This is a genomic window from Bradyrhizobium sp. (genome assembly GCF_030693485.1).
Classification (GTDB): Bacteria; Pseudomonadota; Alphaproteobacteria; order Rhizobiales; family Xanthobacteraceae; genus Bradyrhizobium.
On the sequence record NZ_JAUYAN010000031.1, the window covers coordinates 1 to 26073 of the forward strand.

Genomic DNA, 26073 nt, shown 5'->3' on the forward strand with positions numbered 1-26073 from the left:
AGGCCCGCAATCCGTGAACGCCGTCCACTCCGTGCGGGGGGGGCGACGGTGGCAAAAGTGCATGGCTCACCGGGGAGATCACCTATAAGTCGTAAACCACTGCGCGGGGAATGCCGGGTGATTCCGGTGTGACCTGACAACACGTGTGCGCTCTACCACTACCCATTGCACACGTGGCTATCGGGCGCATCGGGCGCCCGGCATTCCTCGCGCCCTCTGACTGGAGGGCAAGGACATTTCTGGCAAACCTCGGGCGGATCAAGCCGCGAGATCGCGAAGCCATGCTTGAAAATTGAATCCCTCTTGCGTCGTCCCTGCGAACGCAGGGACCCATAACCCCAGTCGTCTGACGCAATGGCGCGGTGGTTCAACAAGCCCTCTCGCACCGTCGATGATTTCGATGACACGGCGTATGGGTTCCCGCGTTCGCGGGAACGACGAGAGAGCTACTCCGCCTTCTTCTCCAATTGCGCATGCGGGCGGCCGAAATCCGGCGCGGCCGAATCCTGGCCGATCTCGACGATGCCGCGGCGGATGGCGCGGGTGCGGGAAAAATGCTCGAACAGCGCCTCGCCGTCATTGCGGCGGATGGCGCGGGTAAGTTTTGACAGGTCCTCGTTGAAGGTGCCGAGCATTTCCAGCACCGCCTCCTTGTTGGCGAGAAATACGTCGCGCCACATCGTCGGATCGGAGGCGGCGATGCGGGTGAAGTCGCGAAAGCCGCCGGCGGAAAATTTTATCACTTCGGAGGAGGTGACCTGCGCCAGCTCGTCCGCGGTGCCGACGATGGTGTAGGCGATCAGATGCGGCAGATGGCTGGTGATGGCGAGCACGAGGTCATGATGGTCGGGAGTCATGATCTCGACCTTGGCGCCGAGTCCGGCCCAGAACGCGCGCAGCCGCTCGACCGCTTCGGGGTCGACACCTTCAGGCGGGGTGAGGATACACCAGCGGTTGATGAACAGCTCGGCAAAGCCGGAATCCGGACCGGAATGCTCGGTGCCGGCGACCGGATGGGCCGGCACGAAGTGCACACCGTCAGGCAGATACGGCGCCATGTCGCGCACGATCGCGCCCTTGACCGAGCCGACATCGGAGACAACAGCACCCGGTTTGAGATGGGCGGCGATCTCCTGCGCGACCGGGCCGCAGGCGCCGACGGGAATGCAGAGGATGACGAGATCGGCGTCCTTGACCGCCTCGGCATTGGTTTCGACCACGCGGTCGACGATGCCGAGTTCCTCGACCCGCGCGCGGGTCCTGGCCGAGCGCGCGGTGGCGACGATTTCTCCCGCCAGTCCCTGCGCCCGCGCGGCGCGCGCGATCGAGCCGCCGATCAGCCCGAAGCCGATCAGCGCGATCTTGTTGAACAATGGTGCGGCGCTCACTTGCGCGCCACGAAATCGCGCAAGCCGTCAACCACCAGCCGGTTGGCCTCTTCGGTGCCGACGGTCAGGCGCAACGCATGCGGCAAGCCGTAATTGGGCAGGCCGCGCAACACCAGGCCGCGCCTGGTGAGGAACGCATCGGCGTCGGCGGCGGTTTGGCCCTTCTCCTGCGGGAAATGGATCAGGATGAAGTTCGCCACGCTCGGCGTCACCTTGAAGCCGAGTTTCGTCACCTCATCCGTCAGCCAGTCGCGCCATTTCTCGGTGTGCGCCTTCGACATCTGGATATGCGCGGTGTCCTCGATCGCCGCCACCGCCGCCAGCATTGCCGGCGTCGAGACGTTGAACGGCCCGCGGATGCGATTGACCGCATCGACGATATTGGCCGGGCCGAACATCCAGCCGATCCGCAGGGAGGCGAGGCCGTGAATCTTCGAGAACGTATGGGTCATCACCGTGTTCTCGGTGGTCGCCACCAGCTCGATGCCGATCTCGTAATCGTTGCGCGAGACGTAATCGGAATAGGCGGCGTCGAGCACCAGCAGCACATGCGGAGGCAGCCCGGCGCGCAGCCGCTTGACCTCGTCGAACGGCAAATAGGTCCCGGTCGGGTTGTTAGGATTGGCGAGCCACACCAGCTTGGTGCGGGGCGAGACCCGCGCCAGGATCGCGTCGACGTCGGCCGTAAAATCCTTCTCCGGCGCGACCACGTTGATGGCGCCGCTCGCCATCGTCGCGATCGGATACACAAGAAAGCCGTGGGTGGTGGAGATGGCCTCGTCGCCATGGGAAAGATAGGTGTGCGCCAGCAGATTGAGGATTTCGTCGGAGCCGGCGCCGCAGATGATGCGGTCGGGGTCGAGCCCAAAGGCGCGGCCGATCGCTTCGCGCAGCACGCGAGAGGTGCCTTCCGGATAGTCCTCCAGATGACCCGCGGCATTCCTGTAGGCCGCGATCGCCTTCGGCGAGGGCCCGAGCGGGGTCTCGTTGGCCGACAGCTTGAACACCTTGCGGCCCGGCTCGGGCACCGGGCTCTTGCCCGGCGTGTAGGGCGCGATTTCGAGAATGCCGGGATTCGGCACGGGGCGGGACATCTTCAACTCCGGATTATCGGGCGGCTATTGGTGCTTGTTTCAGGGCCGGGTCGCCCCGTTCGGGGCCACCGTATAGCGCGTTGCATGGCTGCCGACGAGAGCCTGGGAGCGCACCGAGGCGCCGGCCTCGATCAGGGCGGTCCTGATCTTTTCCAGGCTTCCCGCGCCGGTAATCGACACCAGAAGTGCCGCACCGTCGAAGGCGGTGTCCGGCACCGCGACGATGTCGGCCAGCGGCGACAGTGCGCGCGCGGTTTCCGCATTCCAGCCGGAGACCCGCACGCTCCAGGTTTCCACCTCGGTCACCATGGCGCTGTCGGCGACCCGCGACACCACGAATACCGGCAATGCCGCCGGATGGTCGGCGCGTTCAAGGAACGGCAGCCGCGCGATGATCTTCGGCGCGCCCTCGGCCTCCAGCGCGATCCACCAGGGCGTGCGGCTGGACGCGGCCGGCACCAGCGCCAGATCGCCCTTCGACCGGGCCGTCGCCTCGACCGCGGCCTGCGCGCTGAAATGCGAGACATAGGGCACGACGAATCCGAAATGAAACCGCGCCGAATCCCGCATCGCGGATTCGCCGATGGAAACATCCGCATGCACAGAGAACGGCGCCTGCACGTAAGTGAAGGTCGAGATGATGACGCGCCAGATGCTCTCGATGGTGTCGATCGGCAGGATGCCGCGGTGGCGCTCGACCAGACGCCGCATCATCGCGGCCTCGCGCGCCGGGCGAAACGCCGAGCCGACCTCCTGGGTCTGCTTGACCTGGATCAGCCGGTCGATGATGTCGCCGCGCGCCATCAGCAGGCGGTGGACCTGTTCGTCGATGCTGTCGATCTCCTGGCGCAGGACCTCGAGCGAAGGCGGAGCAGGGGGCGGTTTGGGCATGCGGGAAACCTGGCGAAGACAGAAATTTCGAGTTCGACGTTGTTGCAACAACGATGCCCTCACCCTTGGGGAGCGGCGTCTTCACCGCGTCTCGAAGGATGGGATCTTGTTCTCCTCCATGGTTCGAGACGGCGCAAGAGCACCTCCTCACCATGAGGGTTCTTGCCCTGTTCACCAGGGCTCAGCCTTGACGAAAGGCCCGTTTCGGACTAACTTTATCCCATTCCGTGGTCATTTGAGCCGGCCGGCTTGCAGCCACGTTAAACAATTCGCTAAACAGGCCGGGGACACGCGTGATCCCGGTCGAACCTATGTTCAGGCCGGGTTTTTTTGGCCTGTTTTCCGTGGTGGTCTCGAAGCCACCCGGGGAGGGTCATGATGGTCAATCTGCAGTCGATACCAAGTCCCCCTGTCCATGGCGAAGAGCGCGCGCACGAGGCGGATCGGCCCACCTCGCTGCTGGCGGCGTTCGGCGCGGACCAGCCGTTGAAGCTCGATTGCGGCATCGATCTTTCGCCGTTCCAGATCGCCTACCAGACCTATGGCGAACTCAATGCCGACAGGTCCAACGCCATTCTGGTCTGCCATGCGCTGACCGGCGATCAGCATGTCGCCAATGTGCATCCGATGACCGGCAAGTCCGGCTGGTGGGAGACTATGGTCGGACCCGGCCGTCCGCTCGATACCGACAAATATTTCATCATCTGCTCCAACGTGATCGGCGGCTGCATGGGTTCGACCGGCCCGGCCTCGACCAATCCCGCAACCGGCAAGGTATGGGGGCTGGATTTTCCGATCATCACCCTTCCCGACATGGTGCGCGCGCAGACCATGCTGATCGATCGCCTCGGCATCGACACGCTGTTCTGCGTGGTCGGCGGCTCGATGGGCGGCATGCAGGCGCTGCAGTGGACGGCGGCCTATCCGAAACGGGTGTTCTCGACATTGGCGATCGCCTGCAGCACGCGGCATTCGGCGCAGAACATCGCCTTCCACGAACTCGGCCGGCAGGCCGTGATGGCCGATCCGGAATGGCACCATGGCCGCTATTTCGAGCAGGGCACCCACCCGCATCGCGGCCTCGGCGTGGCGCGGATGGCCGCGCATATCACCTATCTCTCCGACGCAGCGCTGCACCGCAAGTTCGGGCGCCGCATGCAGGACCGCGATCTGCCGACCTTCTCGTTCGACGCCGACTTCCAGGTCGAAAGCTATCTGCGCTATCAGGGCTCGTCCTTTGTCGAGCGGTTCGACGCCAACAGCTATCTGTATCTGACGCGGGCGATGGACTATTTCGACATCGCCGCTGATCATGACGGCGTGCTGGCACAGGCGTTTCGCGGCATCCAGACCAGGTTCTGCGTGGTATCGTTCACGTCAGACTGGCTGTTCCCCACAGCGGAATCGCGCGCGCTGGTACATGCGCTGAATGCTTCCAGCGCGCGGGTGTCGTTCGCCGAAATCGAGACCGATCGCGGCCACGATGCCTTCTTGCTCGACGTGCCGGAATTCTTCGACATCGCACGGGCGTTCCTGCAATCCGCGGGCAAAGCACGAGGGCTGACGTGAGCATGCAACAACAGACCCTGCCGCTGCCCGGCGTGGTGGCGCCGGACACCGGGCATTATCGCGGCGATCATCTGCTGGTCGCCGAAATGGTCGAGCGCGGCTCCAAGGTGCTCGACGTCGGCTGTGGCGAGGGCGACCTGCTGCAGCTCCTGGAGACAAGGGGCATCGACGGGCGCGGCATCGAGCTTTCGCGCGAGGGCGTCAATCGCTGCGTCGCCAAGGGCCTCGCGGTGGTGCAGGGCGACGCCGACACGGATCTGATCAACTATCCCGACGACGCCTTCGACTATGTGATCCTGTCGCAGACCCTGCAGGCGACGCGGCAGCCGCGCGTGGTGCTTGAAAACCTGCTGCGGATCGGGCGGCGCGCCATCGTCTCGTTCCCGAATTTCGGCTTCTGGAAAATGCGGATTCAGCTATTGGTGGGCGGCCACATGCCGCGCACGGAAAACCTGCCCGCCACCTGGTACGATACGCCGAACATCCATTTCTGCACCATCAAGGATTTCGTGCAGCTGTGCGACGAGATCAACGTCAAGATGGAGCGCGCGGTGGCGCTCGACATGTACGGCCGGCCGTTGCGGGTCAACCTGCCCTGGTGGTTCTGGAACATGTTCGGCGAACAGGGCGTGTTCCTGTTGAGCAGGGCGGAGAAGGGGAAGTAGTGACCGTCACACTCCTGGATGGTCCGAAGGACCAGACCCGGAATCTCGAGATTCAGGGTTCGATGCTGCCACTACTGAGTCAGAAAGCCGCAGGTCAGAATCACGATTGGAGGCTTATTTTGCACTAGTCCAGGTCAGCTTTGGAGACAAAGATGGAGACGCCTTTCAACCGAGACAGTGAAACGCGATTTGTATCCTATGTCGAGGGATTGGTGAGCGTGATTGGGCATGCGGACCGTGCGAAGCCGCTATTGGACTACTGCCAGGGCTTATTGCTGCCTTGTGAGCGCAAGAGCGTTGAGCCGATGGCGGCGGTGACAGCGCCGTCACGGGTGGCGGCGCAGCATCAATCGTTACTGCACTTTGTTGGCGAGGCGCCGTGGTCGGACGAGCAGGTGCTGAACAAGGTGCGCGAGCAGGTGTTGCCTGCGATCGAGCGACATGGGCCGATCGAGGCCTGGATCATTGATGATACGGGTTTTGCCAAGAAGGGGCGGCACTCTGTCGGGGTGGCGCATCAATATTGCGGCGAGCTCGGCCAGGCCGGCAATTGCCAGGTGGCGGTGACGTTGTCGATCGCCAATCATCACGCCAGCCTGCCGATCGGCTATCGTCTTTATCTGCCGAAGGAATGGGCCGAAGACCAGACGCGTCGCAAGAAGGTCGGGGTGCCCGAGGGAGTGGGGTTCAAAACCAAGACGGCGATTGCGCTCGATCAGGTGCGATCAGCGTACGCAGCCGGCCTTGCGCGGGGTGTGGTGTTGATGGATGGGGCTTACGGTTGCGATACGCAGCTGCGCTCGGGGATCAGTGCGCTCGGCTTGAGCTATGCGGTCAGCATTCCCTCGTCCACCACCGTATGGCCGCCGGGCCGCGAGCCGCTGGCGCCGAAGCCTTATGTCGGGCACGGCCGCCGTCCGACCCGGCTGCGCCGGGACAGCATGCACAAGCCTGCGTCGGTCAAGGTGCTTGCGCTTGACTTGCCAAAAAAGTCCTGGCGCACAATCCGCTGGCGCGAAGGCAGCAACGATTGGCTGGGCTCGCGCTTTGCCAGAGTGCGGGTGCGGCCCGCCCACGATGACTATCGGCGGCACGCGCCGCGTCCGCACGAATGGTTGCTGATCGAATGGCCCGAAGACGAGCGCGAGCCGACCCGCTACTGGCTCTCGACCCTGCCCGAGGAAATCGCCTTCAATCGTTTGGTCGATCTTGCCAAGCTGCGCTGGCGTATCGAACGCGATTATCAGGAACTCAAGCAGGAGGTCGGCTTGGGACATTATGAAGGCCGTGGATGGCGCGGCTTTCATCATCACGCCACGCTCTGCATCGCAGCCTACGGATTTCTGGTCTCCGAGCGGGAGACGATTCCCCCCTCAGGACCTCGAACCGCCGCGCCGCGCCAAATACCTGCCGTTCCCGAAGATCATCGACCCCGCGGTGGCGCCGATCCGACCCGAGCGTCACATCCCGAACTCGATCGCAACCATGCGCCGGAGGCTGATCGCCCAATTCGCCAGAAGCCTCGAACGATGTCCATGCTGCACTCGTCAGAACGCTCCAGCACGGCCAATGCGCTTATGACACAGTAGTGCTTCGCATCGCCCCGGAATGACGGAAACCGGAAAATGAAAACCCGCGAAGAGATCGCGCAAGCGCTGGCGGCGTCCGGCTATATTGCTGACGCCGAGCTCGCGACTGCGATCTCGCTGATGCAGCTTTTGAAACGTCCGCTGCTGCTGGAAGGCGAGGCGGGGGTCGGCAAGACCGAGGTGGCAAAGGCGCTGGCCGCGGCGCATGCTACCGAGCTGATCCGATTGCAGTGCTACGAAGGTCTCGATCAATCCGCCGCGCTCTACGAGTGGAACTACCAGCGACAATTGCTCTCGATCCAGGCACATCGCGGCGAGGACGCCGACGCCATCGAGGACCAGATCTTTTCGGAAAAGTACCTGCTGGAGCGGCCGCTGCTGGCGGCGATCCGCCGCGACCGGCCGCCCGTACTGCTGATCGACGAGATCGACCGCGCCGACGACGAGTTCGAGGCGTTCCTGCTCGAACTGCTGTCGGATTTTCAGGTCTCGATCCCGGAACTCGGCACCATCAGGGCCACCACGATCCCGCATGTGGTACTGACCTCGAACGGCACCCGCGAACTGTCCGATGCGCTGCGCCGCCGCTGTCTCTATCACTATGTCGATTATCCCGACGTTGACCGCGAGGCGCGCATCATCATGGCGCGGATATCGGGCGCCGGCGCGTCGCTGTCGCTGCAGATCGCGCGGCTGGTCGGGGGCATCCGGAAGGAAGAGCTGCGCAAGGTGCCTGGTGTCGCGGAGACGCTGGACTGGGCGGCGGCGCTGGTCGGACTCGGCGTGAACGACCTGCACGAGGCGCCTGACGTGGTGCACGAGACTTTGATGTGCCTGCTGAAAACCCATGAGGACAAGTCGCGGGTGACCCGCGAGGTCACCGAACGGTTGCTGGGGAAGGTCGCATGAGCTGCTGCGGCGCCAATCCCGGCTATGACGAACTCGACGAGGTCTCGCGTCTCGTCTCATCGAAACTCGCGGCGTTTCTGAAGACCTTGCGCGATAACGGCTTTGCCGTCGGTCTGCACGAAGGCCGCGATGCGGCGGCCCTGATGACCGCGGGCTATGCCGCCAAACCCGGCCTGCTGCGTTCGGCGTTCAAGCATCTGTTCTCGGCGCGCAAATCCGATTGGGAAAAATTCGACGGCCTGTTCGACGCCTTCTGGCTCGGCAAGCGGGTCAGATCGCGCTCGGTCACCATGGGTTCGACGAAGGCGGCCAACAGCCCGTCGCTGAAAAGCCTGCGCGATACCAAGTCCGAACCGTCGGGAAGCGAGGCGGCGACGGATCAGGTGCCCTCCACCGGCGAGGCGCCCGAGGATCGCGCCGGCGAGGGCCGCATGGAGGGCGCCTCGCGCGCCGAAAACCTTTCCGAAATCGATTTCCGCAAGATGGTCGACCCCGAGCAGATTGCGGAAGCCCACGCCGTTGCGGCGCAGCTGGCCAGGACCATGCGGACCCGGCTGACGCGCCGTGATCTGGCGCGGCGGCGCGGCTACCGGCTCGACCTGCGACGAACCATCCACCGCAATATCAGCCACGGCGGCGTGCCGATCAGTCTCGTCAAACGGCAGCGCAAGCCGAAGCCGCTGCGCCTCGTCGTGCTGCTCGACGCCTCCGGCTCGATGAGCATGTATACCGGCGTGTTCCTGCGCTTCATCCACGGCGTGCTGGACGAGTTTCGCGAGGCCGAGGCGTTCCTGTTCCACACAAGGCTGGCCTACGTCTCCGACGCGATGAAGGAAAAGGATTCCGCGCGGGCGCTGGATCGCCTCTCGATCATGGCCCAGGGCGCCGGCGGCGGCACCAAAATCGGAGAAAGCCTGCAGACCTTCAATCGCTGGCATGCCGCGCGCGTGATTCATTCGCGAACCTGCGTGATGATCGTATCCGACGGCTACGAGACCGGCGACGCCGCACTGCTCGGCCGCGAGATGGCAGCGCTGGCAAGACGCTGCAGACGCGTCGTCTGGCTCAATCCGATGCTGGCCTGGCCGGGCTATGCGCCCGACGCCGCCGGCATCAAGGCGGCGTTGCCGCATGTCGATCTCTACGCGCCCGCCAACACGCTGCACAGCCTGACCGCGCTCGAACCCTATCTGGCGAAGCTGTGAAGGAGGCCCGCCGATGACCGCGCATGTCGAAGTGATGGATCTGGTGGCGCAGATGAAAGCCGCCGAACAGGCGTTCGTGCTGGCGACCGTGGTCCGTACCGTATCGGTGACCGCGGCGAAGGCCGGCGCCAAGGCGATCATCCGCCCCGACGGCAGCATCGTCGCGGGCTGGATCGGCGGCGGCTGCGCCCGCGGCGCGGTACTGAAGGCCGCGCGCGACGCGCTCGCCGATGGCGAGCCGCGCATGGTCTCGGTGCAGCCGGAAAACCTGCTGGCCGAACTCGGCGTCAAGCCCGGCGAGAACCGCGACGGTGTCCGCTTTGCCGAGAACATGTGCCCGAGCAAGGGCACCATGGACATCTTCGTCGAGCCGGTGCTGCCGCACCCCTCGCTGGTCATTCTCGGTGCAAGCCCGGTGGCGCTGTCGCTGGCGGCGCAGGCACGGCAGCTCGGCTACCACGTCACGGTGGCCGCACCCGCCGCCGACCGGCCGGATAGGCCCGACGCCGACATGCTGATCGACGGCTATGCGCTGGGAAGGCTCAACGAGAGCAGGCGCTTTATCGTGGTCTCGACCCAGGGCAAGGGCGATGAAGCCGCGCTGCGGGCGGCGGTCGCGCTTGAGGCCGCCTATCACGCCTTCGTCGGCAGCCGCCGCAAGATGGCGGCGCTGCGCGAAAAGCTGATCGGCGAGGGCATCGACGCCGCGGCGCTCGACCGCATCAAGGCGCCCGCCGGCCTCGACCTCGGCGCCATCACGCCGGAGGAAATCGCAATGTCGATCCTGGCGGAGATCACGGTGGAGCGGCGGCGCGGTCAGCGGGCGGCCACGGCTTGAGCTAGCAAAAAATGGTGGGCACGGCGCAGACGCGCCTTTGCCCACTCTGCGGATTCCGGTCATGCTGCCGTATCGCTGCACCGGAGCATTCCTCATGACCGAACCAACCTCTTCCGACTGGCTTGGCCTGTCCGGCCGCGTCTGCGTGGTGACGGGGGGCGGCGGCGGTATCGGCCGCGCCGTCGCATTGAGTCTGGCGCGGGCCGGCGCCAAGGTCGCTGCCATCGATCTCGACGAACGCGGCCTCGAGGTGACGCGGACGGAGCTGCTCAAGCTATCCAGCGACCATGTCGTGACCCGCTGCGACACCGCGAGCGCAGAGAGCATTGCGGCAGCGTCCGAAACCGCCGAGAAGGCACTGGGTTCCTGCAGCGTTCTCGTTAACACCGCGGCGGTGCTGCGGCCGGGCGGGCTGGAAAACCTGTCGCTGGCCGAATGGAACGCGGTGCTGTCGGTCAACCTGACCGGCTACTTCCTCTGCGCCCAGGTCTTCGGCCGGCAGATGCGCGGCCTGGGGCGCGGCAGCATCGTTCACGTCTCCTCGATCTCGGGCAGCCACGCGCAGGGCCAGAGCGGCGCCTACAGCGTCAGCAAGGCCGGCGTCATCATGCTGTCGCGCCAGCTTGCCAGCGAATGGGGGCCGCAGGGCATCCGCAGCAATGTCGTCAGCCCCGGAATGGTGGTCACGCCGATGAGCCAGTCGTTCTACGACACGCCAGGCGTCACCGAGCGCCGCAGTGCGGTGGTGCCGCTGCGGCGGGTCGGCATGCCCCAGGACATCGCCGACGCCATCCTGTATCTGGCCAGCGACCGCTCGTCCTATGTCAACGGTGACGAGATCACCGTCGATGGCGGCTATGCCAACATGCTGATGAACCTGGTGCCGCGCCCGGGGTTTGAGTGAGGGCCGGTTGTTCGATCAGACCGGGACCGGGAAAGTGTGAAGTCGCGATTTGGCGCGATGGTCGAAGCAGGCGATGAACTTCTGCCCGCTGACCAACACCCGAAGCCGCCGCCGCGCGGCGCCCGAGCGTTTCAAATCGAACAGACCGGTACGCCAGGCAACACCATCGGAAATTGCAGACATCGTAGCCTCCTGTCGAACGTTGCTACGGTTCTGTGGCGCCGCCTTCATCCGGGGTTCATGTTCCAACCAACCAGCGTGAGCCAGCTCACGCTTTTCTGATGGGATCAGCCCACGGGTTCGTGTTCGACAAGGACGCCCGGCCCGCCGAAATGTCGTTGTTGGGATCCACGGCCTCGATTCGGGCGTATAGTGACATGCCATCAAACCCTTGCTCCCAGACAAAACGGTGAGGTTCCTTGGACGCCCAAATCAATCCACCGCAGCCACAGCGACAAGGCAACGAGCCGGGTCTCGTCAATTCGAGCGTTTATGCCGGTGGCCGCCGCGTCAAAGAGATTCCGATCGATGAAGCCGGTGAGTGGGCGAGGCGCCCCGGCCACGTCGTCTGGATCGGACTGTTCGAGCCCAGCCCCGAGCTGCTGGCGCGGGTGCAGGCGCAGCTTGGCCTGCACGATCTCGCCATCGAGGATGCCGGCAAGGCGCACCAGCATCCGAAGATCGAGCAATATGGCGACGCGCTGTTCATCGTGGCCCGCACCGCGCAACGGATCGAGGGCCGCATCGCGTTCGGCGAAACCCATCTGTTCGCAGGCGCCGGATACATCGTGTCGGTGCGTCACGGCGCCTCGATCTCCTATGCCACCGTTCGCCAGCGCTGCGAGTCCTGCCCCATTACGCTGGCCAACGGCGCCGACTATATCCTCTATGCGATCCTCGATTTCATCGTCGACAACTACCAGCCGGTGCTGGAAGCGCTCGAGGCCGAAGTCGAGGAGATCGAGGACGGCGTCTTTGCCAGGCCGAGCGGGCAGCTCGACATCCATCAGCTTCATCTGCTGCGCCGAGAATTGCTGCGGCTGCGCAATGCCGTGGTGCCGCTGGTCGAAGTCTGCCGCCGGCTGGAGCATGCCGAGGTGACGCCGATCGACCCCGCCATGCAGCCGCTGTTCCGCGACGTCACCGATCATGTGCTGCGCCTGCGGGAAGGTATCGACGGTCTGCGCGAAGTGCTGGCCTTCGCTTTCGAGGCGCGGCTGATGACCGGCCAGGCCGAGCAGACCGAAATCACACGGCGGCTGGCGGCGGGCGCTGCCATCCTCGCGGTGCCGACCGCGATCGCCGGCGTCTACGGCATGAATTTCGAGCACATGCCGGAGTTGAAATGGCAGTACGGCTATCCTCTCGTGCTCGGCGTCATCGTGGCCATTTGCGCCTGGCTCTATTGGCGATTCCGGAAAAACGGCTGGATTTGATGCGCCCAGTTGATCTGAGCCAGCGCGCTTTCTTCTCCCCTCCCTCCGCGAAGCGGCGGGGAGGGGTCGGGGGTGGGGGGTAGTGCGGCGTATTCTCTGACAGCGAATTTGCGGAATGCACCCCCCACCCCTACCCGCCACGCGCAAGGGCGCGTGGAGGGAGGGGAGAAGAGGAGAAACAACGATGCAATTGCGAATGTTCGGCCGCACGGGGATGCAGCTCTCGGTGCTGGGATTCGGCTGCGGCGCCGTCGGCGGCCTGATGGTGCGCGGCGATGCCGCCGACCAGGAGCGTACGGTCGCGCGGGCGATCGCATCGGGCGTGAACTATTTCGACACCGCGGTGCTGTACGGCAATGGCGAATCCGAAACCAACCTCGGCCGCATCCTGCACAAGCTGAAACCGGCCGGCATCGTCGTCGCCACCAAGGTCCGGGTGCCCGCAAGCGAGACCGGCCGCATTGCGGATGCCGTCACGCACTCGCTCGAAGGCAGCCTGGCGCGGCTGCGGCTCGACCGGGTTGACATCCTTCATCTGCACAATCCGATTACCGAGGCGGGCGGCGGTTCGGCGCTGAGCGCCGGCCAGGTGCTCGATGGTGTGGTGCCCGCGTTCGACCGGCTGCGCCGGCAGGGTAAAATTGGTTTCCTCGGCATTTCGGCGGTAGGCGAGACCGCGGCGCTGCATCGCGTGATCGCTTCACGCGCCTTCGACAGCGCCCAAATCGTCTACAACATGCTCAATCCGTCCGCCGCCGTTCCATTGCCGGCGAACTATCCGGCCCAGGATTACGCGGGATTGTTCGATGCGACGGAGGCGGCCGGGGTTGGCGTGGTGGGCATCCGCGTGCTGGCCGGCGGCGCGCTGTCGGGCTCGGCCGAACGGCACCCGATTGCCGGTGCTGCGCCCGACCCGATCGGCTCGGCTGTTCGCTACGATGCGGATGTCGATCGTGCCCGCCGTCTGACGCCCCTGGTGGCGGAAGGATTCGCCGCCAGCCTGACCGAGGCCGCCGTCAGGTTCGCGCTGTCGCACCCGGCGATGGGCACCATCCTGGTCGGCATGGCGACGCCGCAGCAATTCGACGACGCGCTCGCCGCGGTGCAGAAAGGCCCGTTGCCGCAGGCGGCGCTCGACCGGCTGATCGCGTTGCGGCAGGCATTCGCCGGTGAGGCACGATGATCCCGGAAGGGGGCTTCAACCTATTCGGTTGAGGGTGCCTCTGATGCTTGTGAATATTTCCCCGATATCCTTTCGCATCGAATCGAGCTTCTGGAAGTGCTCGAAAAGGTGAGCCAGTCGCTCGTCGACCTCGGCCTTGGTCCTTGCGAGCGCTTCCACGCGTGAACTGAGCTTTTCGTCGCCCTTGAACTCGATCTGGCCAAGTGTCTTGATCAGGATCTCGCGATTTTCGTTCACTTCGCGGATCAGGGCCTCGATGCCGAATGCCGGCGATTGCAGCGGCACCAGCTCGGCCTGCGACTTGATCAGTTCTTCCCTGAAATGGGTCAGTGTCGCCGATGAATCCTGCAGCCGGGTGAGGCGCAAGCGCGATTCCACGATGAATTCATTCAGCGCGTTCTGGCGGTCGATCAGGCTCTGACCGTCCGGATCCGTTTCCACCTCCGCCAGCGCGCGCTCCAGATGCGCCCGGCGTTCCCTGAGTTCGTCGAAGTCGAGGCGAATCGAATCCAGAATGTTGAAGCCGTCGTCGAGGCGGGCAAACCGCTGCACGATCTCGCCCTTCTCGCGGGCGAGCGCCTCGACGCGCGCGGCGACTTTCTCATCGCCGCTGGATTCGAGTTGGTCGAGTGACGCAGTCAGCTGGTCGCGGCGCACCCGCAGGTCCTCGATCAGGGCGTCGATGCCCGCATCCGGGGCGCTCAGGGGCACGAGTTCGGCCTCGGTTTTCTGCAGTTCTTCCTTGAAACGGTTGAGCGTCGTCAGCGAGTCCTGCAGCAGGGTTTTCCGGTCATGGATCACCGAGACGTTGTGGGTGAGGTCCTTCAGCCGCTCGGCAAGATTGTTCTTGGCATCGTCGGTCTCGAGATCCGTCAGCCACCTTTCGAGCTGGCGTTGCCGGTCCTTCAGCTCGCCGAAGATGGGTTCGGACACCCGCCGTTTTTCGGCCACGACGCCGATCGTCTCTCGGAGCACCTTCTGGCGGCGCCTGACCTCGTCGAGGCGGTCCCGCATATCGACGGACTCGCTTTGGGCATGCGCCAGCACCGCCTTTTGCTCGGTTTCGACGAGCGCATTCTCAATGGATGCGATAGCTTTCTGGGGGTCGCTGTCGAGGAGATGCTGGACCCCCGTATTGAACTGGGCCTGGGTTTCGTGCGCGGTCAAGGTGTCCTGGCGAAGCCCCTTGAGGCGATCGCGCAACAGCTTGTTCTGGCGCGCGAGGCTGAAGGCCTGCCATACCGAAGACCCGATCAGCGCCAGGGTAGTGAACAGGATGGCGGCGAGCGCGAACCGTTGCGGACCCGGCAACGCGGCGAATTGGGAGGTGATCTCCGCCGTACTGAGATTGAGTACTGTTCCCGCAAAGAATGCCGCCGCCGCGGCCATCACGACCCACGCAACTATCGAAAACCACATTGTGCCAACTTTTCAATATGCTTAGCCGACCGGCAACAAGCGAAACGGGACCGGCACGGCCGGCCGTTTCGCTCAATATCTTCCCATGCTAGCGGGTTTGCCGGTTCCGCGGTAGCGGGTTCCATATATCGGGTCCCGGCTTCAGGCACACATTCAGAGCCCCGATGCGGGCGTTCCGGGGCGAAACCGGCGGGTTGATGCAACCGAGGCGTGTCCACCCGGCTTGCGAAAACGAAACGCTGCGCCGGGGCTCAGGCACCCTGCGCCTGGTGGCGGGCGCGCATTTCGTCGCTTGGCCTGACGTCCTGCGAGCGGCTGTAGATCGCGACCGCGCCGAGCAGCACCACGGTGAGAACGCCGAACAGCGCGTGGTAGGCGGCCTCGGAGCGGGCGCCGTTCGCCAGCGGTTCGAAGGCCCCGAGGATAATGCCGGACAGGCTCTGCATGCAGGCGACGCCGAGCATGACCGCGGTGTTGAGCGTCGACATGCCGCGGCCGATCAGCCGGTCCGGGATGATGCCGCGGCCATGCGACAGCACCATGGTGCTGGCGGCCGAGACAAAGCCCATGACCAGGATGGCGGCGACCGGCACCCAGACCGGCGGCTGTGACGCCAGCGCCAAGGTGGCGAGCATCGAGACCGTCACCAGGTTGCCGCCGACCGCGATCCATTTGCGGGTGTCGAGCAGGCGGTCGAGCGGGCCGAAGGCCAGCATGCCGAACTGGTAGGTGATCACGGCGCCGAGCAGCACGTTACCGGCGGCGATCGCGCTCATGCCGTGCACCTCGCGCAGGAACGGGCCGCCCCACAGTCCCTGCACCGTGAAGGTGCAGGCATAGCTGCAGAAATTCAGCGCCAGGATCGGCCGTAGCCGCTTGTTGCGCAGCACTTCCATCAGTCCCTGCAGCATCTGGCGCGGCGGCTCCGCGGTGCGCTCCAGGAAGGGGTGGCCTGATGGAGCGTCGCGCACCACCAGCCAGACCGCGACCGCGGCGATCGCGGTGAAGGCCACCGCAAAGCCGAAAACGCCGCGCCAGCCGATCGCATCCGAAGCCCAGGCCAGCGGCGTGGTGGCGAGCAGGTTGCCCACCAGGCCGATCGACAGCACCATCGCGACCAGGGTTGAGAAGCGGTCCGGCGGGAACCAGCGCGAAATCACGACCATGCTGCCGATCAGCATGGCGCCGAAGCCGGCGCCCATCAGCACCCGGCCGGTCAGCAGCATGGGCCAGGACGTCGCCAGCGTGAAGATGACGCCGCCGATGGTGGCAATCATCAGCATGCCGGTCACGGTGCGGCGCGGCCCGTAATGATCGAACAGCAGACCGCAGGGGATCTGCATCGCGGAAAAGCCGAAGAAGAACGCGCCGGTCAACGCGCCCAGCGCCTCCGGCCCTATGCTGAGGTCGCGCATCAGGTCGAGCCCGATGGTGACGTTGGAGGCTCGGAAGAAATGGCTGGCGACATAGGCCGTGGCCAGTGTCGTGACGATGATCAGGCCCCGGCGGTGGGGGAAGGGCTGCCGCTCGGTGGTCTGCATCGGTGGGGGATGTCCGCTTCTTGTCGCAAATCGCTCAGAGGGCGATGTTGCGGCGAAGCCTAGGCGGGATGGGCGGGGGGTTCAAGGAGGGCGGGCGCGGTCGCGGACGACGTCCCGTCGCTGGCCTGTCGTTGCCGACCATCTGGAGGAATCGGACGAAAAAGGGCCCCACCGGGATGGGGCCCTCGATTTCGCAAGCCGAAATTCCGATTATTAGTTGTAATCGGAGTATTTGAACTGCGGCAGCGCCTTCAACTGATCCTTGGTGCCGCTCATCACGGCGTGGTCCGGCGTCCAGTCGTTCGCATCGGCGGTGCGGGCGGTCGTGGTGGTGGTGGTCGTCGTCGCCGTGTTCGCCGCGCCGGTGGTGGTTTCGCGGGTAATACCCGTAGCCACCGTGCCCGAGGGCGCCGTGCCGGTCGGAGCGGTCGAACTGGTGCGGACCGGAGTTTCCACGAATTTGAGCTTGTCCATGGACACCGCGATATCGTGCTCGCCCATGCCGAGGAAGCCGCCGACGCCGATCACCACGGCGTTGATCTTGCCATCCTTGTCCAGGATCAGTTCGTTGATGTCGCCGAGTTTTTCATTGGCTTCATTGTAGACGTCGAGACCCATCAGCTTGGATGCGCGCCAGTTGTTCTTCAGCATCATCTTGGCGCCGGTGGCCTGCGTAGCGGTCGCGGCAGGAGCGGCGGGCTGGGCGGCGGTCTGGGCGTAGGCCGGGCCGGCGATGAAGGCGGCGCTCAGCAGGGCAGCAGCAGCGAAATTTTTCATTGTATTCTCCAATGTAAGTTGTCGATGTTCCTAGAACGGAAGAAGCGGCGGAATGTTCCGCGACGGGGACTGGACGTTCACACTGCAGCAGTGGGACATCGCGACACGGTACGGAACGGAACCTCGCGTTCGGCATTGACGGCGTGCACGAGTGTGGCTCGTGGCCGCCGGATTAATCCCGAGGCCGCCGCTGCGGTAATGGCTAATGCAACCGTCTTTCATTCCCGCCGATGGGCCAGCTGGCCAGCCTGACTTCTGGCGCGTTCGGTTCCGCGGAGTTTTCGGCCACTTCGAGGTTCGCCTGTATCTGATACCGGGCGGCCTGCGCGAGCCAATACCATTTTCTTTCAGGTTCGCTCTCTGCCCGCTGGCGACAATCGACTTCCAGTTCCCGTAAGCGTGCAAGTTCATTCATCGGAGAAACCCCCGTGAGAAACCACGGGGCGTAGTTTGCCATAGCGACGGATTAATTGCCGAGGTCCAGATGCGCATCACCAACCCAACGTTGGGTTATGATGAATACGGACAACTTTAATCGCAATTTTTCGTCCGCCGATTGCACCGCGCTGTGCGGTCGGCCGATACGGCAATGGCCATTGATTCTTCCTTGCGCACACAGGGAACGTAGCCGCCTCCGGAGTGTTTGCTCCGCTGGAGAATGCGTCATGCCCGAGCCGCTGCCGATCCTGATGGAAAAGTCTATTCAGATCGCCTGGGACTATCTCGAGCGCAGCGGGGAGCTTGGCGAGCCGGAAACCGCCAGCCGATTCTTGCTCAACAGCGTCGAGCTGATGGTCCGGCAGGGCGAACGGCGCCAACTCGTCCTGACGAACCGGGCGATCGACGCCTACAAGCGCTTCCGAACGGAGCGCCGCGGGATTTCGCTGGTTTCGTGAGTCCTTTGCTCGGTCGCGGAGAATCCGCTCCCTTATGTTGTTGGCGCGGTTGGCTGGCCACCTGCATTGAGCAGTTGCGAGATGGCAGTGACAAGCTGCGCCGGGGCGAAGGGCTTGGTCAGCAGAATGCTGTTGGGGACGCCGTGCGAGGCCCATTGCTCGGACGCAGCGCCGGTCATGTAGATGATGGGAAAGGACGGGTCGATCTCTCGCGCCTGCCTTGCGACATCCCAGCCGTCGATGGTGCCCTTCAGGTTTATATCGGACACCAGCGCCCGGTAATGTTCCCGATTGCCCTGCAGCAACGTGATGGCCTCCTCGCCCGAGGCGACGACCGCCGGTTCATAGCCGCCATCCCGGAGCGCCTCGTCGATGAGCGTCTGGATTAACGGGTCGTCTTCAACGACCAGCACGACCAACAAGTCCGTCAAACTTACTTCCCCCAAATAGCCAGCCCCGAAAGCATTATGCGCAGGGGGAGTATTGGTTCCAGCGAAATGTATAAAAGTGAACATAGCGGCTTCGGTGCAACACCGTGCCCCTCAAAATCACCTGCTGGCGGTCTTCCGGGAACCCGTATCTCAGTCGAACAGGCTCGACACCGATTCTTCCGCCGCGGTGCGGCCGATGGCCTCGCCGATCAGGCCGGCGATCGACAGGGTGCGGATGTTGGGCGCCTTGCCGACCGCGTCGGTCGGCAGGATCGAGTCGGTGATCACGAGCTCTTTCAGCCGGGAGCCGGCGATACGGGCGGCGGCGCCGCCGGACAGCACGCCATGGGTGATGTAGGCGTAGACGTCCTTGGCGCCGTTGGCGAGCAGCGCATCGGCGGCGTTGACCAGCGTGCCGCCGGAATCGACGATGTCGTCGATCAGGATGCAGGTATAGCCGGCGCAATCGCCGATCACGTTCATGACTTCGGATTCGCCGGCGCGTTCGCGGCGCTTGTCGATGATCGCCAGCGGCGCGTTGATGCGCTTGGAAAGACCGCGGGCGCGGACCACGCCGCCGACGTCGGGCGACACCACCATGAGGTTGGCAAGGTCGAAGCGCTCCTTGATGTCGCGGACCATCAGCGGCGAGGCGTAGAGATTGTCAGTCGGGATGTCGAAGAAGCCCTGGATCTGCCCGGCATGCAGGTCGAGCGTCATGACGCGGTCGACGCCGGCATGGGTGATCAGATTGGCCACCAGCTTGGCCGAAATCGGCGAGCGCGAACCGACCTTGCGGTCCTGCCTGGCGTAGCCGAAATAGGGGATCACCGCGGTGATGCGGCGCGCGGAAGCCCGGCGCAGCGCATCGGTGATGATCAAAAGTTCCATCAGATGGTCGTTGGCCGGAAACGACGTCGACTGGACGATGTAGACATCGGAGCCGCGGACGTTTTCGTGGATCTCGACGAAGATTTCCATGTCGGCGAAGCGCCGGACCACGGCCTTGGTCAGCGGCAGTCCCAGTTGTTGGGCGATTTCGTTGGCCAGAACAGGGTTGGAATTGCCCGCGACGAGCTTGATGGAGCCGTTCTTGGCCGACATCAGGGCTTCTCCTCGCGCCTTGCTGGATACGATGTTCAGCATCTTGGAATACCCACAGAACCGGCGCGTTTCGACGAGCGAGGTGATATCAAGGAGGGTGTCCGGCTGGCAACCTTCGAATCGGGTTTTCTCCGGTTTTCTCCGGTTTTCCTGCGCAAAATTCAGGTCCCGGGGCGTTTTTCGTCAATGGCTGCTGTAACCGAGGGCGCTGTCGCCGCCGAGTGAGCTGACCGTAAACCCGTCCAGAACCGCGTTAGGGCCGCTCGCCACCGCCGGACCGCGCCGGACGGGCGCCGGGGCAGGCACGGGGGAGGGCATCGGCGCTTCCGCCGGCGCCGTGCCATTGATCATGCCGGAGAGGCCGGACAGGCCGGCCTGCGCGATTTTCCGCAGGATCAGATCGTCTGCCGCGGCCCAGGCGTCGCGTCCGGCCTTGCCGGCCGGTTCCTCGCCGGACAGCCGCAACGCGCGTTGCTGGTCGCGGTCATAGACATCCCAGACCCAGGCGATGGTGGTGCGGCCGCGGCTGACCTGAGCGGCGAGATAGCTGCGCACCCGATAGGAGGCCGCGCCCTCGCGGGAGACGATCTGCAGATTGCGCAGTCTGGATTCGCTGTCGAGTACACCCACCATCCGCTCGAACACCTGCGGCGGCGGGCCGTCGATCGATTCGAACGCCACCGTGGCCCCGCTGCCGGCCATCGCAAACGAGCCGCCGCCTGGCGCTCCGCCGCTGGCGCAGCCGCCGAGCCCGCAGGCGATCGCGAGCCACGTCGCGGCGATGGCGGCGCGCGATGCGGTCCGGGCGCCGGTGGCGGCACGGAACGGGGGTGCGAGAGAGTTCCTCATGACTTCAGAGCGATATCGTTAAAACGTGTTAAGGTCTAGGGCGGCCCTTGTCCGGTTTCGGGAAGTCACTCCCGCTCCAGCGCGATCGAATGCACGTGGCGGCCGTAATCCGGCTCCTTGCGATGCACCGAGCGGCGGTAGCTGTAGAAGCGCTCGTCGGAATAGGTGTCGATGCCGGTGTCGTCGATCACAAGGATGCCCGCATTTTCGAGCCGCATCCGGATGAAGCCGGCGAGGTCGAACATCGAATGGCCTTCGCGTGTCGAGGGAATGAAGAACAGCGCGTTCCCGGCATCGGCCTCGATGAAACGTTCGACGAATTCGCCGCCGACTTCGTAACTGTGCTGGCGGATCAGGGGGCCGATGGCGGCGACGATGCCGCTGCGTTCGGCGCCGAGCCTTTCCATCGCGTCGACCGTGGATTCCAGAATGCCTGTCAGCGCGCCCTTCCAGCCCGCATGCGCGGCGCCGATCACGCGTGCGCCGGGGTCGACGAACAATATCGGTCCGCAATCGGCCGCGGTGGCGCCGATGGCGAGGCCTTCGGTACGGGTGACGATGGCGTCGGCGCGCGGCCGCGATCCGCCTTGCCAGGGCTCCGCCGCCACCACGACATCGGGCGAATGGGTCTGCCACAGGCTGAGGAAATGCGCAGGCGCGACGCCGAGCCGCTCGGCCATGCGGCGGCGGTTTTCCTCGACATGAACAGGATCGTCGTTCGAGCCGACGCCGCCGTTGAGGCTGCCATAGAGGCCGCCTGACACGCCGCCCTCGCGGGTGAAGAAAGCGTGGCGCAGGCCGGGAATGGCCGAGAGCAGCGGCGATTCCAGCATCATGGCGCCGCCGCTCCGGCGTCCTGCTTCTCGTCAGTGTCGTCGTGGAAGCCGGCGACGTCGTCGAGGTGGGGTTCGCAGATCGCGACCACCTTGAACATCGATCCCATGCCGCCGCGGCCGCCGCCGATCAGGCGCTTCAGCGCGCCCGAAATGTCCTCGGAAACCTCGTTGCTGGCTTTCGCCATCAGGGTCACCGCACGGGTCTCGATGCCGAGCCGCTTGAGAAAATCGCCCTGCGGCACCGGGCCGTGAACGCGTGCGCCCAAATCCTCGGCGGCGCGCACCAGCGCCTGGAAATCGACATGCGCGGTCACGTCGGCCTGGCCCGGGTTCTTCAGGGGATCGGTGAAGGAGTGGCGGGCGATGGCCTGAAAGGTATCGCCGGCGTCGCTGCGCAGATGGCCGTAGTCGATGATCAGCGCCGCGCCATCCTGGTCGCGCACCCGGGTCGCGATCTTCATGATCTCGGCATCGGGCCGCCATTCGAACACCGCGCCGACCGGGGCGGCGCGCACCAGCGGCGGCAGCAGCACTTCGAAACGCGGCGTCGGCTGCGGCGCGGCGCCGAACGCCAGCTTGCCGGTGTCGTCGATTTCGACGGTGCGTTCGTGCCAGCCGGTCTCGCGTTTCACCACCTGGTGGATCGGCAGCACGTCGAAATACTCATTGGCGAAAATCACCGCGGGGCCGTCGGGCACCTCGTCGATGCTCTCGTGCCAGGCGATGTTGCGCACGCCCGACAGCGTCGCCTTCTGCTTGTCGCGCAGCACCGGATTGATCTCGACCAGATGGATGTTGAGCGCCTGATAAAGCGGCGGCAGTACCCGCAGCGCGCGCAGCGCATCCGCCATCATGGTGCCGCGGCCGGGTCCGAGTTCGATCAGCCGCAGCAGCGGCGGCGAACCGATCGCCTTCCACACCGATGCCGCCCACAGCCCCAGCAACTCGCCGAACATCTGGCTGACCTCGGGGGCGGTGGTGAAATCGCCCTCGCGCCCCAGCGGATCGCGCGAGACATAATAGCCGTGCTTGGGATGCGTCAGGCACAGCTCCATGTAGCGCCAGACCGGCATCGGGCCGGACGACTTGATCAGCTTCTTGATCTCGGACTGCAGCGGCGAATATTCGTTCACGGTGTCCCTTGATTGGCTAACAGGTTCGTCGGCGGCCGGCGCCGTGCCTTCACGATCAGGATCGCTCCGGCGATGATCATCGGCACCGACAGCAGCATACCCATTGTCAGGCCGCCCCACAAAAATCCGAGCTGCGGATCGGGTTCGCGGAAGAACTCGCTGGCGATGCGGGCAAAGGCGTAAATCGCAATGAAACTGCCGAGGATCAGGCCCGGCCGCCGCAGCGCGCCCATCCGGATCATCACCGCCAGGATGATGAACAGCAAAATACCCTCAAGCCCGGCCTCGTAAAGTTGGCTGGGGTGGCGCGGCAGCGGTCCGCCATTGGGAAACACCACCGCCCAGGGCACGCTGGCATCCGCGGTACGGCCCCACAATTCGCTGTTGATGAAATTGGCGAGGCGTCCGAGCAGCAGGCCGATCGGCGCCACCGCGGTGGTGATGTCGCCAAGCGACAGGATCGGAATGCCGTTGCGGCGGGCGAACCACATCACGGCCACGACGCAGCCGAGAAAGCCTCCGTGGAACGACATGCCGCCCTTCCACAATTCGAAGATCTCGGCCGGATGCGCCATGAAGAACGGCAGATTGTAGAACAGCACGTAGCCGGTGCGGCCGCCGACGATGATGCCGAGCGTGACCCAGAGGATGAAATCGTCCATTTGGGGGAGCGTGATCGGCGCCGGCCCGCCCCACAGCTTTTCGTTCTTGATCAGTGCGCGGGCGTAGAGCCAGCCCAGCACGATGCCGCCGATATAGGCCAGCGCATACCAGCGGATCGCGATCGGCCCGATCGCGATGGCGACGGGATCGAACACCGGGAAGGCGATGGTGAGAAATTGCATCTAGTACCTGGAATCACAAAACTGGCTTTGCTGGCCATCCTTCGAGACGGTCACTTCGTGACCTCCTCAGGATGAGGTTAACCTGCTGAAACACAACAACCTCATGCCCGGACGAGCGCTTTCGCGCTCGCTCGGGAGGAGCGAGCAACGCGAGCGTCTCGAAGCACGGGGCAGCAAGCATTGGCGCCACCGGGACTCATTTCGTGAGGTTGCGGCGATACAGCGCCAGCAGCCGCTCCCAGTGCCGCTCCGCCGCGTCGCGGTGGTAGACCGGCCGCTTCGGAAAGGCAAAACCGTGATGGGTGCCGGGATAGACCTCGACCTCGGCATTGGCGCCTTTCACGCCCGCGGTGACCTTGTCGATGATCTCCTGCGGCGCGTAGATGTCGGTTTCGGCGCAGGCGAAATAGAGCTCGGCCTTGGTCTTCTGCCCCGCGAGATGCGGGCTGTCGGATTGCTCGGTGGCCAGATGGGTGCCGTAGATCGAGGCTGCCGCCTTGACCCTGTCGGGAAAATGCGTCGCGGCGTTGATGGCGTAGCGGCCGCTCATGCAATAGCCGACGGAGCCAACGATTTTGGTGTTCGCCGCCTGCTGGGTGTCGGCCCAGGCGAGCAGGGCGGTGGTGTCTTCCATCACCATGGGGATGTTGATCGAGTTCATGTAGCCGAACATCGCCTTGCGCTCGGGGGCATCCGGGTCGGGCGGGATCGGCCCGAGCTCCATGACGCCGGAGCGGTAGTAGAGGTTCGGCAGCATCACGTAATAGCCCGAGGTCGCGAGCCGGCGCGCCATGTCGCGCAGCTCCTCGCGGATCGCCGGCGCGTCCATGTAGAACAGGACGACGGGAAACGGGCCGCCGCGCTCGGGATGGGTGATGAAGGTGGTGGTGTGGCCGTCTTTGGTCGGAATCTCGATCTGCTGGTCGATCATGGGACGTTTCTTCTCGTTTCCGGTTGGCGGTTTTGTTGTTCTGGCAATGCGATACGATTGCAAGGAAACCGGGTCATGACAAGGCAGGTTGGCCGTTACCGGGCTTGAACCCCGGCTTCGGGATCGCCATTGTCTTGGCAAGCGTTTTCCTTCGCAGACCGGAGATTCAGATGACCCAGACCAGCAATCGGTTTTTCGACGAGATCGGGCGTCTGATGAACGACGCCGCGGGCGCCGCCCAGGGCGTCAAGCGCGAGGTCGACACGGTGGTTCGCAACCAGGCCGAGAAGATCCTGAACGATCTCGACATCGTCAAGCGCGAGGAGTTCGAGGCGGTCAAGGACATGGCGCGGCTGGCGCGCGAGGAAAACGAGGCCCTGAAGGCGCGCATCGTCGCGCTGGAAGCCAGGCTCGGCGGTTCGACGCCGGATGCCGGCGGGCCGGCGTCTCAGGGAAGCGCCATCTGAAGCAACACGCGCAGGGCGCGAAGACTCTCCAGTGTCATCCCGGGATGGTCCGAAGGACCAGACCTCAGGTGCGCAATTGCGCACCGGGGAATCCAGGGATTCCGGGTTCGTGCGTCGCACGCCCCGGAATGACGGGTAACTGAATGATCCCATGACATGACTTCGCGATCTCGCGGCGCGATTCGCCCGAGGTTTGCCATCAACTTCACGCCCTCTTTAGTCAGAGGGCGCAGGGAAAGCCGGATGCGCGCTGGCACCCGCGGTCTCGTGTGCAATGAAGTGGTGGAAAGCGCACACGAGCATACAGGTCCAGCGGAAACATCCGACTTTCCCTGCGCAGTGGTCTTACGGTTGCTTCGTAATCTCCCCGGTGAGCCCAGCTCAATTGCCACCGTCACCTGCGGGAATGACCGCAGGCTCGACACCTTCGTCGGTGGTGTCAGGACCATACGACTTGGCCGTACGCTTCGGCATCGCCCGTCTCGCGCGCCGCCGCGTCCACCGCATCCCGACCCGCGTCCGTGACGTTCGCGAAACGCCCCTCTTGGTGGGACGGGATGCGAAGAGATATAGCCTGATTTTCAATTCTGTAAAACAGAAATATTTTTGCGCGCGGGGCTTGACATGTTTTCCGATAAACAGAAGTGATTTGCCCGTCGAGTCGATGGATTGAAATGGTTCGACAATTTGCCTTCAGGGCACGGCCTCGTTGCGACAAGGCGTCGCGGAAATTGCCTGCCGGGCAGGAGCTGGCATGAACCTGAACCGCGTCCTCGCCGACATACGGCAGTGGAACGGGCGCAGGCATGTGAGGTTTCGCGTGACCCGCTTGCCGGTCGGAACGGACCGTCCGTTCGAATCCCGCCAACTGGGAGATCCAGCATGAAATTCATTGCCCTGGCGTTTTCATGCCTTTTGCTTTCTTCAATGCCTGCCAATGCCAATGACGCGGATAGCTTCAAGGCGATGATGGCATTGGCCAACAAGGGAAATGCCGAGGCGCAATACCATGTCGGCATGATGCACAATAATGGCATCGGCACCCCGCAGGATCCGAAGCAGGCATTCGAGTGGTTCCAGAAATCCACCGCCGCCAACGACCCGCTGGGAGCCTACAAGCTTGGTTGTTATTATGACGGGCAATTCGCCGGCGTCGTCACGACCGACGCCAGT

General features: G+C 64.4%; 27 protein-coding genes and 1 riboswitch. Of the genes, 12 read left to right on the forward strand and 15 right to left on the reverse strand.

Going from position 1 to position 26073, the window contains the following annotated elements:
* Positions 1 to 446: 446 nt before the first annotated feature.
* The 3 genes from Q8N40_RS02350 to Q8N40_RS02360 are packed head-to-tail and all read right to left on the reverse strand — an operon-like array spanning position 447 to position 3373.
* Complete coding sequence (locus Q8N40_RS02350) at positions 447 to 1388, reverse strand: prephenate/arogenate dehydrogenase family protein (RefSeq protein WP_305710670.1); 942 nt, start codon at positions 1386 to 1388, stop codon at positions 447 to 449.
* A complete protein-coding gene (locus tag Q8N40_RS02355; RefSeq protein ID WP_305710671.1) occupies positions 1385 to 2482 on the reverse strand; it encodes a histidinol-phosphate transaminase in 1098 nt (365 codons plus the stop codon). The genes Q8N40_RS02350 and Q8N40_RS02355 overlap by 4 nt, the downstream gene beginning before the upstream one ends.
* Positions 2483 to 2521: 39 nt before the next feature.
* Positions 2522 to 3373 carry a chorismate mutase gene (locus Q8N40_RS02360; protein ID WP_305710672.1) on the reverse strand — a complete coding sequence of 284 codons (852 nt, stop codon included), beginning with the start codon at positions 3371 to 3373 and terminating at the stop codon, positions 2522 to 2524.
* Between the two features lie 217 nt (positions 3374 to 3590).
* A riboswitch (SAM riboswitch) is annotated at positions 3591 to 3670 on the forward strand.
* A gap of 81 nt (positions 3671 to 3751) precedes the next feature.
* Here Q8N40_RS02360 and Q8N40_RS02365 point away from each other — a divergent pair.
* The 7 genes from Q8N40_RS02365 to Q8N40_RS02395 all read left to right on the forward strand — a co-directional run bounded on the left by Q8N40_RS02365 (position 3752) and on the right by Q8N40_RS02395 (position 11052).
* Positions 3752 to 4942 (forward strand): homoserine O-acetyltransferase, encoded by a 1191-nt coding sequence (locus Q8N40_RS02365; RefSeq protein ID WP_305710682.1) that lies wholly within the window; start codon positions 3752 to 3754, stop codon positions 4940 to 4942.
* 2 nt (positions 4943 to 4944) lie between these two features.
* On the forward strand, positions 4945 to 5607 hold the full coding sequence (gene metW / locus Q8N40_RS02370; RefSeq protein WP_305710683.1) for a methionine biosynthesis protein MetW: 663 nt from the start codon (positions 4945 to 4947) through the stop codon (positions 5605 to 5607).
* Between the two features lie 152 nt (positions 5608 to 5759).
* Positions 5760 to 7196 carry an IS701 family transposase gene (locus Q8N40_RS02375; RefSeq protein ID WP_305320676.1) on the forward strand — a complete coding sequence of 479 codons (1437 nt, stop codon included), beginning with the start codon at positions 5760 to 5762 and terminating at the stop codon, positions 7194 to 7196.
* Positions 7197 to 7232: 36 nt separating this feature from the next.
* Complete coding sequence (locus Q8N40_RS02380) at positions 7233 to 8105, forward strand: MoxR family ATPase (protein ID WP_305710673.1); 873 nt, start codon at positions 7233 to 7235, stop codon at positions 8103 to 8105.
* On the forward strand, positions 8102 to 9310 hold the full coding sequence (locus Q8N40_RS02385; protein WP_305322657.1) for a VWA domain-containing protein: 1209 nt from the start codon (positions 8102 to 8104) through the stop codon (positions 9308 to 9310). The genes Q8N40_RS02380 and Q8N40_RS02385 overlap by 4 nt, the downstream gene beginning before the upstream one ends.
* Positions 9311 to 9323: 13 nt before the next feature.
* Positions 9324 to 10148 carry an XdhC family protein gene (locus Q8N40_RS02390; RefSeq protein ID WP_305322656.1) on the forward strand — a complete coding sequence of 275 codons (825 nt, stop codon included), beginning with the start codon at positions 9324 to 9326 and terminating at the stop codon, positions 10146 to 10148.
* Positions 10149 to 10242: 94 nt separating this feature from the next.
* A complete protein-coding gene (locus Q8N40_RS02395; protein ID WP_305322655.1) occupies positions 10243 to 11052 on the forward strand; it encodes an SDR family NAD(P)-dependent oxidoreductase in 810 nt (269 codons plus the stop codon).
* 15 nt (positions 11053 to 11067) lie between these two features.
* Here Q8N40_RS02395 and Q8N40_RS02400 read toward each other — a convergent pair whose 3' ends face one another.
* Positions 11068 to 11235: a hypothetical protein gene (locus tag Q8N40_RS02400; protein WP_305322654.1), complete on the reverse strand. Its 168-nt coding sequence runs from the start codon at positions 11233 to 11235 to the stop codon at positions 11068 to 11070.
* A gap of 236 nt (positions 11236 to 11471) precedes the next feature.
* On the opposite strand from Q8N40_RS02400, the gene Q8N40_RS02405 reads away from it, so the two are divergent.
* On the forward strand, positions 11472 to 12488 hold the full coding sequence (locus tag Q8N40_RS02405) for a magnesium and cobalt transport protein CorA (RefSeq protein WP_305710674.1): 1017 nt from the start codon (positions 11472 to 11474) through the stop codon (positions 12486 to 12488).
* 184 nt (positions 12489 to 12672) lie between these two features.
* Positions 12673 to 13671, forward strand: coding sequence for an aldo/keto reductase (locus Q8N40_RS02410; RefSeq protein ID WP_305322652.1), 999 nt, complete (start codon positions 12673 to 12675; stop codon positions 13669 to 13671).
* Between the two features lie 15 nt (positions 13672 to 13686).
* Here the strand turns inward: Q8N40_RS02410 and Q8N40_RS02415 are convergent, their stop codons facing one another.
* From Q8N40_RS02415 to Q8N40_RS02425, 3 genes are all read right to left on the reverse strand, one after another.
* Entirely contained in the window at positions 13687 to 15090 is a 1404-nt protein-coding gene (locus tag Q8N40_RS02415) for a hypothetical protein (protein WP_305710675.1), read from the reverse strand.
* Positions 15091 to 15341: 251 nt separating this feature from the next.
* On the reverse strand, positions 15342 to 16631 hold the full coding sequence (locus Q8N40_RS02420; RefSeq protein WP_305322650.1) for an MFS transporter: 1290 nt from the start codon (positions 16629 to 16631) through the stop codon (positions 15342 to 15344).
* A gap of 213 nt (positions 16632 to 16844) precedes the next feature.
* Positions 16845 to 17408 carry a PRC-barrel domain-containing protein gene (locus tag Q8N40_RS02425; RefSeq protein ID WP_305322649.1) on the reverse strand — a complete coding sequence of 188 codons (564 nt, stop codon included), beginning with the start codon at positions 17406 to 17408 and terminating at the stop codon, positions 16845 to 16847.
* Positions 17409 to 18073: 665 nt separating this feature from the next.
* Here Q8N40_RS02425 and Q8N40_RS02430 point away from each other — a divergent pair.
* Positions 18074 to 18304, forward strand: a complete 231-nt coding sequence (locus Q8N40_RS02430; RefSeq protein WP_305322648.1) for a hypothetical protein — start codon at positions 18074 to 18076, stop codon at positions 18302 to 18304.
* 32 nt (positions 18305 to 18336) lie between these two features.
* Here Q8N40_RS02430 and Q8N40_RS02435 read toward each other — a convergent pair whose 3' ends face one another.
* From Q8N40_RS02435 to Q8N40_RS02465, 7 genes are all read right to left on the reverse strand, one after another.
* Complete coding sequence (locus Q8N40_RS02435; RefSeq protein ID WP_305322647.1) at positions 18337 to 18735, reverse strand: response regulator; 399 nt, start codon at positions 18733 to 18735, stop codon at positions 18337 to 18339.
* Between the two features lie 150 nt (positions 18736 to 18885).
* Entirely contained in the window at positions 18886 to 19839 is a 954-nt protein-coding gene (locus Q8N40_RS02440; protein WP_305322646.1) for a ribose-phosphate pyrophosphokinase, read from the reverse strand.
* A 183-nt stretch (positions 19840 to 20022) separates the two neighbouring features.
* Positions 20023 to 20688 carry a hypothetical protein gene (locus Q8N40_RS02445; RefSeq protein ID WP_305710676.1) on the reverse strand — a complete coding sequence of 222 codons (666 nt, stop codon included), beginning with the start codon at positions 20686 to 20688 and terminating at the stop codon, positions 20023 to 20025.
* Between the two features lie 65 nt (positions 20689 to 20753).
* Positions 20754 to 21524 (reverse strand): peptidoglycan editing factor PgeF, encoded by a 771-nt coding sequence (pgeF, locus tag Q8N40_RS02450; protein ID WP_305322644.1) that lies wholly within the window; start codon positions 21522 to 21524, stop codon positions 20754 to 20756.
* Positions 21521 to 22597 (reverse strand): class I SAM-dependent methyltransferase, encoded by a 1077-nt coding sequence (locus Q8N40_RS02455; protein WP_305710684.1) that lies wholly within the window; start codon positions 22595 to 22597, stop codon positions 21521 to 21523. Before Q8N40_RS02455 ends, pgeF begins: the two co-directional genes overlap by 4 nt.
* 56 nt (positions 22598 to 22653) lie before the next feature.
* The gene (gene lgt, locus Q8N40_RS02460; protein WP_305710677.1) at positions 22654 to 23502 is read right to left on the reverse strand and encodes a prolipoprotein diacylglyceryl transferase; all 849 of its coding nucleotides are present in this window, start codon (positions 23500 to 23502) and stop codon (positions 22654 to 22656) included.
* 196 nt (positions 23503 to 23698) lie between these two features.
* Positions 23699 to 24433 carry a dienelactone hydrolase family protein gene (locus Q8N40_RS02465; RefSeq protein WP_305710678.1) on the reverse strand — a complete coding sequence of 245 codons (735 nt, stop codon included), beginning with the start codon at positions 24431 to 24433 and terminating at the stop codon, positions 23699 to 23701.
* A 170-nt stretch (positions 24434 to 24603) separates the two neighbouring features.
* Here Q8N40_RS02465 and Q8N40_RS02470 point away from each other — a divergent pair, with 170 nt between their 5' ends.
* Positions 24604 to 24900 (forward strand): accessory factor UbiK family protein, encoded by a 297-nt coding sequence (locus tag Q8N40_RS02470; protein ID WP_305710679.1) that lies wholly within the window; start codon positions 24604 to 24606, stop codon positions 24898 to 24900.
* A gap of 439 nt (positions 24901 to 25339) precedes the next feature.
* Here the strand turns inward: Q8N40_RS02470 and Q8N40_RS02475 are convergent, their stop codons facing one another.
* Entirely contained in the window at positions 25340 to 25708 is a 369-nt protein-coding gene (locus Q8N40_RS02475; RefSeq protein ID WP_305710680.1) for a hypothetical protein, read from the reverse strand.
* Positions 25709 to 25782: 74 nt separating this feature from the next.
* On the opposite strand from Q8N40_RS02475, the gene Q8N40_RS02480 reads away from it, so the two are divergent.
* Positions 25783 to 26073: tetratricopeptide repeat protein (locus tag Q8N40_RS02480; protein ID WP_305710681.1), on the forward strand; the 291-nt coding region annotated here is incomplete at its 3' end.

Bases quoted from the DNA above. Each gene is read 5' to 3' on its own strand.
- Q8N40_RS02425 (WP_305322649.1), bottom strand. From the start codon at position 17,408: ATGAAAAATTTCGCTGCTGCTGCCCTGCTGAGCGCCGCCTTCATCGCC.
- Q8N40_RS02440 (WP_305322646.1), bottom strand. From the start codon at position 19,839: ATGTCGGCCAAGAACGGCTCCATCAAGCTCGTCGCGGGCAATTCCAAC.
- Q8N40_RS02390 (WP_305322656.1), top strand. From the start codon at position 9,324: ATGACCGCGCATGTCGAAGTGATGGATCTGGTGGCGCAGATGAAAGCC.
- Q8N40_RS02465 (WP_305710678.1), bottom strand. From the start codon at position 24,433: ATGATCGACCAGCAGATCGAGATTCCGACCAAAGACGGCCACACCACC.
- Q8N40_RS02445 (WP_305710676.1), bottom strand. From the start codon at position 20,688: ATGAGGAACTCTCTCGCACCCCCGTTCCGTGCCGCCACCGGCGCCCGG.
- Q8N40_RS02475 (WP_305710680.1), bottom strand. From the start codon at position 25,708: ATGCCTGCGCCCGTTCCACTGCCGTATGTCGGCGAGGACGCGGTTCAG.
- Q8N40_RS02375 (WP_305320676.1), top strand. From the start codon at position 5,760: ATGGAGACGCCTTTCAACCGAGACAGTGAAACGCGATTTGTATCCTAT.
- Q8N40_RS02395 (WP_305322655.1), top strand. From the start codon at position 10,243: ATGACCGAACCAACCTCTTCCGACTGGCTTGGCCTGTCCGGCCGCGTC.
- Q8N40_RS02400 (WP_305322654.1), bottom strand. From the start codon at position 11,235: ATGTCTGCAATTTCCGATGGTGTTGCCTGGCGTACCGGTCTGTTCGAT.
- Q8N40_RS02360 (WP_305710672.1), bottom strand. From the start codon at position 3,373: ATGCCCAAACCGCCCCCTGCTCCGCCTTCGCTCGAGGTCCTGCGCCAG.
- Q8N40_RS02385 (WP_305322657.1), top strand. From the start codon at position 8,102: ATGAGCTGCTGCGGCGCCAATCCCGGCTATGACGAACTCGACGAGGTC.
- pgeF (WP_305322644.1), bottom strand. From the start codon at position 21,524: ATGATGCTGGAATCGCCGCTGCTCTCGGCCATTCCCGGCCTGCGCCAC.
- Q8N40_RS02420 (WP_305322650.1), bottom strand. From the start codon at position 16,631: ATGCAGACCACCGAGCGGCAGCCCTTCCCCCACCGCCGGGGCCTGATC.
- Q8N40_RS02365 (WP_305710682.1), top strand. From the start codon at position 3,752: ATGGTCAATCTGCAGTCGATACCAAGTCCCCCTGTCCATGGCGAAGAG.
- Q8N40_RS02470 (WP_305710679.1), top strand. From the start codon at position 24,604: ATGACCCAGACCAGCAATCGGTTTTTCGACGAGATCGGGCGTCTGATG.
- metW (WP_305710683.1), top strand. From the start codon at position 4,945: ATGCAACAACAGACCCTGCCGCTGCCCGGCGTGGTGGCGCCGGACACC.
- Q8N40_RS02380 (WP_305710673.1), top strand. From the start codon at position 7,233: ATGAAAACCCGCGAAGAGATCGCGCAAGCGCTGGCGGCGTCCGGCTAT.
- Q8N40_RS02430 (WP_305322648.1), top strand. From the start codon at position 18,074: ATGCCCGAGCCGCTGCCGATCCTGATGGAAAAGTCTATTCAGATCGCC.
- lgt (WP_305710677.1), bottom strand. From the start codon at position 23,502: ATGCAATTTCTCACCATCGCCTTCCCGGTGTTCGATCCCGTCGCCATC.
- Q8N40_RS02455 (WP_305710684.1), bottom strand. From the start codon at position 22,597: ATGCCGGTCTGGCGCTACATGGAGCTGTGCCTGACGCATCCCAAGCAC.
- Q8N40_RS02355 (WP_305710671.1), bottom strand. From the start codon at position 2,482: ATGTCCCGCCCCGTGCCGAATCCCGGCATTCTCGAAATCGCGCCCTAC.
- Q8N40_RS02410 (WP_305322652.1), top strand. From the start codon at position 12,673: ATGCAATTGCGAATGTTCGGCCGCACGGGGATGCAGCTCTCGGTGCTG.
- Q8N40_RS02415 (WP_305710675.1), bottom strand. From the start codon at position 15,090: ATGTGGTTTTCGATAGTTGCGTGGGTCGTGATGGCCGCGGCGGCGGCA.